General features: G+C 72.4%; 11 protein-coding genes. 10 read left to right on the top strand and 1 reads right to left on the bottom strand.

The window, feature by feature from the left end:
• Positions 1-18 precede the first annotated feature (18 nt).
• The 8 genes from TU31_RS22400 to TU31_RS22365 all read left to right on the top strand — a co-directional run bounded on the left by TU31_RS22400 (position 19) and on the right by TU31_RS22365 (position 9,695).
• A complete protein-coding gene (locus TU31_RS22400) occupies positions 19-645 on the top strand; it encodes an NUDIX domain-containing protein (protein ID WP_042157481.1) in 627 nt (208 codons plus the stop codon).
• Between the two features lie 169 nt (positions 646-814).
• Positions 815-2,956, top strand: a complete 2,142-nt coding sequence (locus TU31_RS22395) for a tetratricopeptide repeat protein (RefSeq protein WP_042157480.1) — start codon at positions 815-817, stop codon at positions 2,954-2,956.
• Positions 2,957-3,124: 168 nt separating this feature from the next.
• Positions 3,125-4,240 (top strand): alanine dehydrogenase, encoded by a 1,116-nt coding sequence (gene ald, locus TU31_RS22390; protein ID WP_042157652.1) that lies wholly within the window; start codon positions 3,125-3,127, stop codon positions 4,238-4,240.
• 489 nt (positions 4,241-4,729) lie between these two features.
• On the top strand, positions 4,730-5,746 hold the full coding sequence (locus TU31_RS22385) for a ParA family protein (RefSeq protein WP_018087947.1): 1,017 nt from the start codon (positions 4,730-4,732) through the stop codon (positions 5,744-5,746).
• Positions 5,731-6,396: a hypothetical protein gene (locus TU31_RS22380; protein ID WP_245698631.1), complete on the top strand. Its 666-nt coding sequence runs from the start codon at positions 5,731-5,733 to the stop codon at positions 6,394-6,396. Before TU31_RS22385 ends, TU31_RS22380 begins: the two co-directional genes overlap by 16 nt.
• Before the next feature lie 214 nt (positions 6,397-6,610).
• Entirely contained in the window at positions 6,611-7,828 is a 1,218-nt protein-coding gene (locus TU31_RS22375) for a segregation and condensation protein A (protein ID WP_042157473.1), read from the top strand.
• Positions 7,825-8,523, top strand: a complete 699-nt coding sequence (gene scpB, locus TU31_RS22370; RefSeq protein ID WP_042157470.1) for an SMC-Scp complex subunit ScpB — start codon at positions 7,825-7,827, stop codon at positions 8,521-8,523. The genes TU31_RS22375 and scpB overlap by 4 nt, the downstream gene beginning before the upstream one ends.
• Positions 8,523-9,695 (top strand): pseudouridine synthase, encoded by a 1,173-nt coding sequence (locus TU31_RS22365; protein ID WP_042157468.1) that lies wholly within the window; start codon positions 8,523-8,525, stop codon positions 9,693-9,695. Before scpB ends, TU31_RS22365 begins: the two co-directional genes overlap by 1 nt.
• Positions 9,696-10,198: 503 nt before the next feature.
• Here TU31_RS22365 and TU31_RS22360 read toward each other — a convergent pair.
• Positions 10,199-10,891: a nucleotidyltransferase domain-containing protein gene (locus tag TU31_RS22360; RefSeq protein WP_042157466.1), complete on the bottom strand. Its 693-nt coding sequence runs from the start codon at positions 10,889-10,891 to the stop codon at positions 10,199-10,201.
• A gap of 232 nt (positions 10,892-11,123) precedes the next feature.
• Between TU31_RS22360 and aroH the strand changes: the two genes are divergently transcribed.
• Together aroH and TU31_RS22350 are read left to right on the top strand one after the other, a co-directional pair.
• Positions 11,124-11,486: a chorismate mutase gene (gene aroH, locus TU31_RS22355; protein ID WP_042157464.1), complete on the top strand. Its 363-nt coding sequence runs from the start codon at positions 11,124-11,126 to the stop codon at positions 11,484-11,486.
• Positions 11,483-12,568, top strand: a complete 1,086-nt coding sequence (locus TU31_RS22350; RefSeq protein WP_042157462.1) for a prephenate dehydrogenase — start codon at positions 11,483-11,485, stop codon at positions 12,566-12,568. The genes aroH and TU31_RS22350 overlap by 4 nt, the downstream gene beginning before the upstream one ends.
• The last annotated feature ends 56 nt before the right edge of the window (positions 12,569-12,624 follow it).

Raw genomic sequence — 12,624 nt, 5'->3', positions numbered from 1 at the left:
CACACAGGAGGACGCGCCATGGCGATCAAGGACACCCCGGAGGAGTGGACGGTCACCGCGACCACGACGCCGTTCACCGGAAACAAGACCAGCGTGCGCACCGATGAGGTCGTCATGCCGGACGGCACCACCGTCACCCGCGACTACCAGGTCCACCCCGGTTCCGTGGCCGTCCTCGCGCTCGACGAGGAGGGCCGGGTGCTGGTGCTGCGCCAGTACCGCCACCCCGTACGCCAGAAGCTGTGGGAGATCCCCGCCGGGCTGCTCGACATCCCCGGGGAGAACCCGCTGCACGCCGCGCAGCGCGAGCTGTACGAGGAGGCGCACGTCAAGGCCGAGGACTGGCGGGTGCTGACCGATGTCTACACCACGCCCGGCGGCTGTGACGAGGCCGTGCGGATCTTCCTCGCCCGCGATCTGTCCGAGGCCGAGGGCGAGCGCTTCGAGGTCTCCGAGGAGGAGGCCGACATGGAGCTGGCGCGGGTGCCGCAGGACGAGCTGGTCCGTGGCGCGCTCGCCGGTGAGCTGCACAACAACTGCCTCGTCGTGGGGGTGCTGGCACTCACCGCGGCCCAGGCCGGTGCGGGTCTGGACGCGCTGCGCCCGGCCGACGCGCCGTGGCCGGCCCGCCCCTTCGAGGCCTGACCGACGGGCCCGTCCCCGCCGTACGACGCGCCCGTCGGATGATCCGCCGATCCGATCGGGTGACGTAACCGCCCTGCGCTGCGCGAGACGTGACGTGCCGTGAACTACGCTCGGCAGCGTCCGCCCCAGCGGCGGATTCGTACGCGCAGGTGGACGGGAGCGTGAGCCGGTGACGGACCAGGCGGTGGGCGGGGGGCACCTCCCGCCGGAGGCGGCGAGAGCGCCTGCCACGACAGCGCCCGGACCGCGGGGGACACCCCGCCAGGACGGTGCCACCGCCCGCCCCACCGTTCCCGCGACCGCCGCCGCCCCTGCCCCCGGCGGCTTCACCGGGCGGCGCCGCGAGCTCAAGGAGCTGCACGCCGATATCGCCCGCGCCGGCCTGGACACCCTCTCCGGCCGCAAGGGCGCCCGCAGCCGGGTGCTGCTGATCGCCGGGCGTCCCGGTTCCGGCCGTACGGCCCTGGCCGAGGAGCTGCTGCGGGAACTGGCCGGCGACCATCCCGACGGGGTGCTGCGGGCCACCCTGACCGGACCGGGCGGCGAACCGGCCGACACCGGCCACACCGCACGGGAGCTGCTGGCCGCGCTCGGCACCGGCGCCCCGCCCGGCGCCCCCGAGGACGAGCTGACCGAGCGGCTGCGCGAGGCGCTCGCCGGGCGCCGGGCACTGCTCTTCCTGGACGACGCACCGGGCGCCGACCAGGTCGAACCGCTGCTGCCGGACGCCCCGGACTGCCTGGTCGTGGTGGTCTCGCAGGGGCCGCTGACCGGGATTCCGGACGTCCGGCCGTGCGCCCTGGGCGGCCTCGACAGCGCGGCCGGGGTCGCCGTTCTCAGCCGGTACGCCGGGCCGACCCGGATCACCGTCGACCCGCGGACCGCCGACCGCGTCGTGGAGGAGTGCGGCGGCCAGCCGGCCGCCCTGGTGCTGGCCGGTGCCTGGCTCGCCGCCCGCCCGATGTCCTCGGTCGCCGATCTGTGCCAGGCGCTGCACGCCGTTCCGCTGCCGCCTGACCTGCCCACCGGGGCCCGGCCGCTGTTCCGCGCCTTCCGCCTCGCCCATGACGCGCTGCCGGCGCCCGCCGCCCGGATGCTGCGGCTGATCACCCTGGCGCCGGGCGGTCTGGTGGACGCGCACATCGCCTCCGCGCTGGCCGGCTGCTCGGTGGCGGTGGCCGCCACGACACTGGGCGAATTCGCCGCGCTCGGGCTGCTGCGGCCGGTCACCGCGGAGGACGACGAGGTCCCCGGCGCCCGCGCGCCCGACGCCGCCCTGTATCTCCCGTACCGCCTTCCCGGCTGCCTCGGCCCGCTGGTGCGCGATCTGCTGGCGGAGCACGAGCGCCCGGCCGAGGTCCAGCTGGCCCGCGCCCGGATGCTGGAGCGGACCGTACGGCTGCTTCAGTCCTGCCGGGCGATGGGCGAGCCGGCCGATTCCCCGGCCCGGCAGAAGACCGCGGGGCTGCCGCGTTCGCTGCGCTTCGGCTCCCGGGCCGCCGCCGCGCACTGGCTGCGCAGTCGCCGCGGCGCCCTGCTCGACGCCGCCCGGATCGCCGTCGCGGACGGTGAACTCGACACCCTGGACCGGCGGTTGATGGCCGCGCTGACCCGGACGCTGCTGGCCCACCAGGGCGCCGAGGCCGCCGCGCCGGACCTCTACGCGCTGCACGGGCTCGTCCTGCGGGTCGCCGAGCGGCGCGGGCTGCCACGGGAGCGGGCCGCCGCCCTCCTGAACCTCGGGGACCTGGACGGCCAGGCGGGCCGGACCGCCCAGGCGGCCACCCGCTACCGGGGTGCGCTGGAGGCGGCACGCTCGGTGAAGGACCCGATGGCCACCGGCCGGGCGCTGGAGTCGCTGGGCGGCGCGTACACCGAGCTGGGCGACTGGCAGCGGGCCGCCGACTGGTACGGCCGGGCCCTGGAGCTGCGGCTCGCCCGGGGTGAGGGCGCGGACGCGGCGCGGCTGCACGGCCGGATCGGCGGCGTGCTCACCCATGCGGGCCGGTGGGGCGAGGCGCTCAAGGCGTGGCGGGCCGCGGTCGGGGCCTGCCGGAGGCTCGGCGACGTGGCCGGCCAGGCGCGGGCGACCGGTGAGGTGGCCCGGGTGCAGGAGTACGCGGGGCGGCCCGAGGAAGCGCTGCGGACCTGCCTCGAAGCCCTGGACACCGCCCGTAAGGCGGGTGACGGCCGACTGGAGGCGGCCCTTCAGCTGCGGATTGCGGACACCCTCGACCGGCTCGGAGATCCGGCCGCGGCACGGCTCCATCGTGCCGCTGGAGAGCGACTCCTTGGAGATCATCCCGAGTGACCTACGAAATCGGTAGTGCTTCTCGCAAGAATTAATGCTTTGCAAGGCTAGACAAGAAGAGCTCCTTCAATAGACTGGCTGGGCCGCGTTCGGCGCGGTCAGTTCCGTCATGCAACGCATGAGGGGATAATTCCTCCTGCACCCTCTCTTTCAAGGACCGTGATCGACGTGAAGGTCGGTATCCCCCGCGAGGTCAAGAACAACGAGTTCCGTGTGGCCATCACGCCCGCCGGAGTCCACGAGCTCGTCCGCCACGGCCACCAGGTCTTCATCGAGAAGGACGCCGGTCTCGGCTCGTCCATCACGAATGAGGAGTACGTCTCCGCCGGTGCCTCCATCCTGGACACCGCCGATGAGGTCTGGGGCACCGCTGACCTGCTGCTGAAGGTCAAGGAGCCGATTGCGGAGGAGTACCACCGCCTCCGCAAGGACCAGACGCTCTTCACCTACCTGCACCTGGCCGCGTCCAAGGAGTGCACGGACGCCCTGCTGGAGTCCGGCACCACCGCCATTGCCTACGAGACCGTCGAGACGGCCGGCCGCCAGCTGCCGCTGCTCGCCCCGATGTCCGAGGTCGCGGGCCGTATCGCCCCGCAGGTCGGCGCCTACCACCTGATGCGCCAGGCCGGCGGCCGCGGTGTGCTGCCCGGTGGCGTCCCCGGTGTCCACGCGGGCAAGGCCGTCATCATCGGCGGTGGCGTCTCCGGCTGGAACGCGCTCCAGATCGCCGTGGGCCTCGGCTTCCACGTCACCCTGCTCGACAAGGACATCAACAAGCTCCGCGAGGCCGACAAGATCTTCGGCACCAAGGTGCAGACGATCGTCTCCAACGCCTACGAGCTGGAGAAGGCCGTCGTCGACGCCGACCTCGTCGTCGGTGCCGTCCTGATCCCCGGCGCCAAGGCGCCGAAGCTGGTCACCAACGAGCTCGTCGCCAAGATGAAGCCCGGAAGTGTTCTTGTCGACATCGCGATCGACCAGGGCGGCTGCTTCGAGGACTCCCGTCCCACCACGCACGCCGAGCCGACCTTCCCGGTCCACAACTCGGTCTTCTACTGCGTCGCCAACATGCCCGGCGCGGTGCCCAACACCTCCACCCACGCGCTCACCAACGCCACGCTGCCCTACATCGTGGAGCTGGCGAACCGCGGCTGGGTCGAGGCGCTGCGCCGTGACCCGGCGCTGGCCAAGGGTCTGAACACGCACGACGGCAAGGTCGTCTACGGCCCCGTCGCCGAGGCGCACGGCCTGGAGCACGTCGAACTGCGCACCCTCCTCGGCTGAGGCGTCAACCGCGGACGTCAACGCCGCACCACCGGCCGGGCCTTGTCGACAAGGCCCGGCCGGTCGCGTGTGCGACCCTCGGCGCGCCGCCCTCCGGGCCGCCGGCACTCAACTCGCCGCGAACGTAACCCTTTAACCGATTCGCGTACCCCTGAAACATCGGTCCGATACTGCTTGCGCCCTTGACATCGGGGGGTCCGGTTACCGACACATCGTGCCGGGTCCGGTGGATTGTGTTGCTGCGGACGCCCGACACGCCATAGAGTCGCCAACCGTCGGCATGGTGCCACGCTGACCTATCGATAAAGTTTCCTGGTCACGTCCAAGGAGGTAAGACGACTTGTGAATGAGTCGACATTTACTCCCGGAGGCGGTCAACCAGGAGTGGTTGCACGGGACCAGGGTCCCTCGGGGCGCGAGGCTGTCGGCTCCGTTGCGATCCATACCTTCGCAGCCCATCAGAGTATTTCCACGACAGCCCACCAGAGCATGGACGGCCATCACGTGAACGCCATGGCCGGCGACCGGGGCAGTGGAGAACCCGCCCGTCTCGCCGACTACGACGACCTGCCCGAGGGGCACTTCTACGATCCGGACGCGGAGTACGAGCCGGACCCCGAATACGCCGCGACGCTCGCGCCGGACGCCGCGCGCCAGCGCCGCGAACGCGTCGGCCCGACCGGACGCCCGCTCCCTTACTTCCCCATCCCGGGACCGCTGTCGGACCACGGCCCCGCCAAAATCATCGCGATGTGCAACCAGAAGGGCGGGGTCGGCAAGACCACCTCGACCATCAACCTGGGCGCCGCGCTCGCCGAATACGGACGACGGGTGCTGCTCGTCGACTTCGACCCGCAGGGCGCCCTGTCCGTCGGACTCGGCGTCAATCCGATGGAGCTCGACCTGACGGTCTACAACCTGCTCATGGAGCGGGGTATGTCGGCCGACGAGGTGCTGCTGAAGACCGCGGTCCCCAACATGGACCTGCTGCCCAGCAATATCGATTTGTCTGCGGCAGAGGTGCAGTTGGTCAGTGAGGTCGCGCGCGAGTCGACGCTGCAGCGTGCCCTGAAGCCTCTGCTGGCCGACTACGACTACATCGTCATCGACTGTCAGCCCTCCCTCGGCCTGCTCACCGTCAATGCCCTGACGGCGGCTCACAAGGTCATCGTGCCGCTGGAGTGCGAGTTCTTCGCGCTGCGCGGTGTCGCGCTGCTCACCGAGACGATCGAGAAAGTTCAGGAGCGGCTCAACCCCGAGCTGGAGCTGGACGGCATCCTGGCGACGATGTACGACTCCCGCACCGTGCACAGCCGTGAGGTCCTGGCGCGGGTCGTCGAGGCCTTCGACGACCACGTCTACCACACCGTCATCGGCCGCACGGTGCGCTTCCCGGAGACCACCGTCGCCGGTGAGCCGATCACCACGTACGCCTCCAACTCCGTTGGTGCCGCCGCCTATCGTCAGCTCGCCAGGGAGGTGCTCGCCCGGTGTCACGCCGAGTGAGTCTGCCGGGAGCCGACGAACTGTTCCGTACCACCGGGGGAGTGGGGCTACAGCCCTCCAGCCCCCGCCGATCGGCGAACGGCTCCCCGGCCGGCGGCGAGGCCCCCCGGGTACCCGCACCGGCCGGCGAGCCCGATCCGGCGGCGGACGGGCCGGAGGCGGCCACCGCGGTACGGCAGCGTCGGCCCGGGACCGGCGGCTCGGACACCCCGGCGGCGACGGCCGGTGACGGCGGACCGGCCACTCCGCCCCGGGTGCCCGCCGTCGGCGCCCCGGCCGAGCACAGTGGCCGCGAGACGGACGGCGAGACCGCCAAGGGGCACCGGGCCAAGGCGGCCAAGGGCGGCCAGGCCGGTTCCGAGCCGGCCGCCGCCACCGGGCAGGCCGGTGGCCAGGGCCGCCGCCGCGGAGGCTCCCGCGGCGCCAACCGCCGCCCCAGCGGCCGGGAACGGCACGACGAGAAGATCACCGTCTATGTCTCCGCCGAGGAGCTCATGGACCTCGAACATGCGCGGCTGGTGCTGCGCGGCGAACACGGCCTCGCCGTCGACCGCGGCCGGATCGTCCGCGAGGCGGTCGCCGTCGTCCTCGCCGACCTGGAGTCCCGTGGCGACGCCAGCATCCTGGTGCGGCGGCTGCGGGGCCGCTGACGCCCGCCTCCCGTCGGCCCGTGCCCGGCCGGTCGGCACCGTCGGGGCCGCCGTCGTGGCCGCCCGCGGAGGACGGCCGAGAATTCCTGCGCCGGCCGCCGCGGTGCGGAAACGTCACGCCGGGTGGGCCGGGATAGCCTGCCTCCTCGGCGGGGTCTCCCGCCCGTGACCAGCCCGTCGCCCCCGGCACGGGACCGCAGCACCATGGACCGCGATGCCGACGACCAACGACGAATCCCCCGCGCCCCGCGCCCGCAGACCCCTCGGCCGCGGGGCGGGTGCGGGGCTGGTGGCGCCGGGGGAGGCGGTGGCGCCGGACGGGCCCCAGGCGCCCGCGTCGCCTTCGGCGCAGGAGGTGCCGGGGCAAGCGGGGGGCTCCGAGGGGCCGGAGGGGCCCGCGGCGGCCGAGGTGCCGGACGAGTCCGCGCCGACCGAGATGCCGGAGGCTTCCGCTGCGGCGGTGGCGGCCGTCGCCGGGGAGGACCCCGCGACGGCCCCCGGTACCGCTCCCACCGAGACCGCGCCCGAGAGCGGCGAGGGTACCGAGAGCGCCGATGGCAGCGAGAGCGCCGAGAACCCCGAGCACTCCGAAGGTACCGACGGTCGCTTCACCCTCCACCTCGACAACTTCGAGGGCCCCTTTGATCTCCTCCTCCAGTTGATCTCGAAGCACAAGCTGGACGTCACCGAGGTCGCGCTGTCGAAGGTGACCGACGAGTTCATGGCGCACATCCGTGCCATGGGGCCGGACTGGGACCTGGACCAGACCACGGAGTTCCTGGTCGTGGCGGCGACGCTGCTGGATCTGAAGGCGGCCCGGCTGCTGCCCGCGGCCGAAGTGGAGGACGAGGCGGACCTCGCGCTCCTGGAAGCCCGTGATCTGCTCTTCGCCCGGTTGCTCCAGTACCGCGCCTACAAACGGATCGCGGACATCTTCAGCGGCCGGCTGGCGGACGAGGCCCGGTGCCATCCGCGTACGGTCGGCCTGGAGCCGCAGCTGGCCGAGCTGCTGCCCGAGGTCGTCATCAGCACCGGGGCGGAGGGCTTCGCCAAGCTCGCGGTGAAGGCGATGCAGCCCAAGGCGCGGCCGCAGGTCTATGTCGATCACATCCATGCGCCGCTGGTGAGCGTGCGGGAGCAGGCCGAGGTGGTGATGGCGCGGCTGCGGGAGGCGGGCGAGAGCAGCTTCCAGGAGCTGTGCGCGGACGCACCGGACACCCTCACCGTCGTGGCGCGCTTCCTGGCCCTGCTGGAGCTCTACCGGGAGCGGGTGGTCGTCCTGGACCAGGACGAGGCCCTGGGGGCGCTGACGGTCCGCTGGACGGGCGCGGAGGGGGCCGAGCCGGTGGTCACCGACGAGTTCGACCAGGAACCGGCACAGCGCGCCGCCGTGGCGGCGCGGGCAGAGCGAGCAGGAGAGGAGCGGGCATGAGCGGCGCGGCCGGTGGCGAGGCGTACGACATCACGGATACCGGTACGGGCGGCACCCCGGGAGAGCGGCCCGGGGCGCCGGCCGGGGCGCCGGTCGTCGCCGAGCTGGAGCTGAAGCCCGCGCTGGAGGCCGTCCTCATGGTCGTCGACGAGCCCGCGACCGAGGAACACCTGGCCAGGGTGTTGCAGCGGCCCCGCCGTGCGGTCGCGCTGGCGCTGCGCGAACTCTCCGACGACTACACCCGCCAGGGGCGCGGTTTCGATCTGCGCCTGGTGGCCGGAGGCTGGCGCTTCTACTCCCGTGCCGCGTACGCGGACGCGGTGGAGAGCTTCGTCCTGGACGGGCAGCAGGCCCGCCTCACGCAGGCGGCTTTGGAGACTCTGGCCGTGGTCGCGTACCGTCAGCCGGTCAGCCGTTCCCGTGTCTCGGCCGTACGCGGCGTGAACTGTGACGGTGTGATGCGCACGCTCCTCCAGCGCGGCCTGGTGGAGGAGGCGGGGACGGAACCTGAAACAGGTGCGATCCTGTACAGGACGACGAATTACTTTCTGGAGCGGATGGGCCTGCGCGGCCTCGACGAGCTCCCTGAGCTCGCACCGTTCCTCCCGGAGGCGGACGCGGTCGAGGGCGATTCCCCGGAAGGTATCCCGTCGTTCGACGTAGACGACAGCGGCGACTCTCAGACGGATCATTGATGCGAAGCAGCGGCAGGAACAACGACAGCGGGCGGGGCAACTACCGCGGCGCGGGTGGGGGCCCCTCCCAGCCGAAGGCTGGGGGAAAGAGGGACGACAAGCAGCAGCGGGCCGGCCGTCCCCGTCCCGAGGAGCGCCGCTACGACGTGGGCGGAACCGGTGGCCCGGGCGGCAAGGACGAGCGCGGCGGGGCCAAGAGCGGCGGTCCCAAGAGCGGCGGTGCCAAGAGCACGGGCAGCCGGGGCGCGGCGGCCCGTGGCGGCGCCAAGGGCGGCCCCCGTACCGGTGCCAAGTCCGGTCCCGGTGCCAAGGGCGGTCCCAAGGGCGGCCCGCAGCGCGGCCGTGGACAGGCGCCCGCGCGGCCCCGTGAGTACGACGCCCAGGTAGAGGAGCGCAACCGCGCCCGCCACAACAAGCCGCAGATCAAGACCCCCAAGACGTTCGGCGACCAGGACGGCGAGCGGCTCCAGAAGGTGCTGGCCAGGGCCGGAATGGGCTCGCGCCGGGCCTGCGAGGAGCTGATCGACCAGGCGCGGGTCGAGGTCAACGGCCAGATCGTCATGGAGCAGGGCGTCCGGGTCGACCCGGAGAAGGACGAGATCAAGGTCGACGGCCTGACGGTCGCCACCCAGTCGTACCTCTTCTTCGCGCTGAACAAGCCGGCCGGCGTCGTCTCCACGATGGAGGACCCCGACGGCCGCCAGTGCCTCGGCGACTACGTCACCAACCGCGAGACCCGGCTCTTCCACGTCGGCCGCCTCGACACCGAGACCGAGGGCATCATCCTGCTCACCAACCACGGTGAGCTGGCCCACCGCCTGACGCACCCGCGCTACGGCGTCAAGAAGACCTACCTGGCCGCGATCCAGGGCCCGCTCCCGCGCGACCTGGGCAAGCAGCTCAAGGACGGCATCCAGCTGGAGGACGGCTACGCCCGCGCGGACCACTTCCGGGTCGTGGAGAACACCGGCAAGAACTACCTCGTCGAGGTCACCCTCCACGAAGGCCGCAAGCACATCGTGCGCCGGATGCTCTCCGAGGCCGGCTTCCCGGTCGACAAGCTCGTCCGCACGAGCTTCGGCCCCATCGCCCTCGGCGACCAGAAGTCGGGCTGGCTCCGCCGGATGACGAACACGGAGGTCGGCATGCTGATGCGCGAGGTTGAGCTGTAGCCCACGTTTTTGGCTTTCCCGCCGTTCCGCTGCGCTTTGCCTCGGCCGACGCTTTTGGCTTTCTCGCCGTTGCGCCTGCGGCGGGCGGTGCCGCTGCGCGGGGCTGTTGGGTGCGGTGACGGGTCTGCGCGGGTGGGGGTGTCCGGACTGCTTCGCTTTACGTCCGGACACCCCCACCCGCTCCGGCCCGTCCCCTCCCGTTGAGGGGTGGGGAAACCTTGGTGGGTGGACCCGTAGTGGTCCGGTGCGGCTTGTCGATCACAGCAATGGGCGCGGGCACAGGCATGGTCACGGGCACGAGCATGGGTGGCCAGCCCCCACCCACCGTCACTCACTCCCCCAACGGGAGGGGACGGGCCGGAGGGGCCGGTGTGTGGGACGTAAAGCGAAGCAGTCCCACACACCGGCCCCGGAGGTCCGTCACCGCACCCACAAACCACCCCGCCCGCCGCAGGCGCAACGGCGACCAACAACCACGGCGGGACAGTCAAAAACGTGGGAGGTCAGCCAAGCGCTGAGCGCCGCGCTCGGTACAAGAAGTCGGCCACCCGGGCCCGGTCCGGGGTGGGCGGCAGGGGGGAGCCGGAGACCGCGGCTTCGGCCTCTTCGGAGAGGCGGGCCATCCGGCGCTCCACCGTGTTCCAGGGCACCTCGCCGCGGCGGACCGCCAGCAGGTTCTCCCGGTCCGGGCCGACGTCGAGGGTGAGCCTGCCCGTGCGGAGCAGATCGCGGGAGCAGGCCAGTATTCGCAGCAGATGCATGGCGTGCTTCCAGCGGGGCGCGCCGTGCTGCCGTACGTCGGCGCGCAGCTGTTTCAGCTGGCTGCCTGCGTAGCCGGCGAAGGTCTGGTGGACCTGCCGGGACAGGAACGCCTCGCGCAGCGTGAGCAGTTCCCGGCCGGTGGCGTCGATCCGCTCCACGAGGGGGGAGTGCAGGCATTCCAGGACGGTGGGGTTGGCACGCAGCGCCAGCTGGCAGAACCGCTCCAGCTCCCAGGAGAACTCCTCCTCGCGCGGTCCCTCCACATGGGTCGGCGGCTTCTCGAAGCCCCAGAAGAGCGGGGTGGGGGCGAGAAACACCCCGCGGCGGTCGGTGTCGCTGGTCTCCGTGGCCAGACCGAAAGCGCGCGAGCCCATCACACAGGCGTAGACGGTGTGCTCGGTGACCAGGGAGTGATCTGCGGCGGCTTCGGGCATGGCGGCGATTGTCGCTGGCGGGCGGGGGCGATGTCACCAGGTTTCGGCGGACCGTTTACCGGCCGCCCGGGGGCTCGGCCACCGTCGGTGCACGGGCGGTCGCGGGGCGCGCGGACCGCCGTCCCGCGCCGCCGGTCCTGCCGCCGCCGTACGGATTGTCCGTGCGGCTGGTTACGCTGATCAGTGCGCGCACAGGTGCGTGACGCGGCACATAACGCAGGGGAGCAGTGACGTGGCGGTACGAGCGGTCCGCGGGGCCGTCCAGCTGGAGCGGGACGACGCGGAGCACATGCAGGAGCAGGTCGGCGCGCTGCTCACCGCCATTCTGGAGCGCAACGAGCTGCGCGCGGACGACCTGATCAGCGTGTGGTTCACCGCCACCCCCGATCTGCACAGCGACTTCCCGGCCGCCGCCGCGCGGGCCCTGGGCATCACGGACGTCCCGCTGATCTGCGCCCAGGAGCTGGACATCACCGGCGCCATGGAGCGCGTGGTGCGGGTGCTCGCCCATGTCGAGACCGATCTGTCCAGGGCCGGGATCGCCCATGTCTACCTCGGTGCGGCCGGGGCGCTGCGGAAGGACATCGCGCAGTGAGGACCGCACTCGTCATCGGTACGGGCCTGATCGGCACCTCGGCCGCGCTCGCGCTCAACGCGCGGGGTGTCCAGGTGTTCCTGGAGGACCACGACCAGGCCCAGGCCCTGACGGCCGCCGCGCTCGGTGCGGGCACCGCCGAGGCGCCGCCGGGACCGGTCGATCTGGCCATCGTGGCCGTGCCGCCGGCCCATGTCGCCACGGCGCTGGCGGACGCGATGCGGCGCGGGGTGGCCCGGGCCTACATCGATGTCGCCAGCGTCAAGGGCGGCCCGCGCCGTGAGCTGGAGGCGATGGGCCGCGATCTGACCGGCTACCTCGGCACGCACCCGATGGCCGGCAAGGAGCGCTCCGGCCCGCTGGCCGCCACCGCCGACCTCTTCGAGGGCCGCCCCTGGGTGCTGACCCCGACCCGCGACGGCGACACCGAGGTGCTCAATCTCGCGCTGGAGCTGGTCGCGCTGTGCCGGGCCGTCCCGGTGGTGATGGACGCGGATGCGCACGACCGCGCGGTCGCCCTCGTCTCGCACACCCCGCAGCTGCTCTCCAGCCTCGTCGCCGCCCGTCTCAAGGGCGCGGACGAGACCGCCGTACGCCTCTGCGGCCAGGGCATCCGGGATGTGACACGGATCGCGGCCTCCGATCCGGCGATGTGGATCGACATCCTGTCCGCGAACCCGGGCCCGGTCGCCGATGTGCTGTCCGAGATCGCCGCCGATCTCGACGAGACGGTGCGTTCCCTGCGCGCTCTGGAGTCCGCCGACGAGGACAAGCGCGGCAGCGGCGCCGGCGGCATCGAGGACGTGCTCCGCCGGGGCAACGCCGGGCGGGAGCGGGTGCCGGGCAAGCACGGTGCCGCCCCGGCAACCTACGAGATCGTCGCCGTCTACATCGGTGACCAGCCCGGTGAGCTGGCCCGTATCTTCGCCGACGCCGGCCGGGCGGGGGTCAATATCGAGGATGTCCGCATCGAGCACGCCACCGGCCAGCAGGCGGGCTTCATCCAGCTCATGGTCGAGCCGCAGGCGGTGCCGGTGCTCACCGCGGAGCTGCGGGAGCGGGGCTGGTCGATCCGGCAGTGACACCGTGGACGGCACCGTACGGGTGAGCCAGTAACCTTGTCCGAGGCCCTTATGGC

This window comes from Streptomyces lydicamycinicus (assembly GCF_000829715.2).
Lineage (GTDB): Bacteria > Actinomycetota > Actinomycetes > Streptomycetales > Streptomycetaceae > Streptomyces > Streptomyces lydicamycinicus.
Note: the sequence above shows the minus strand (reverse complement) of the source record. Positions and strands in the feature narration are given on the sequence as shown.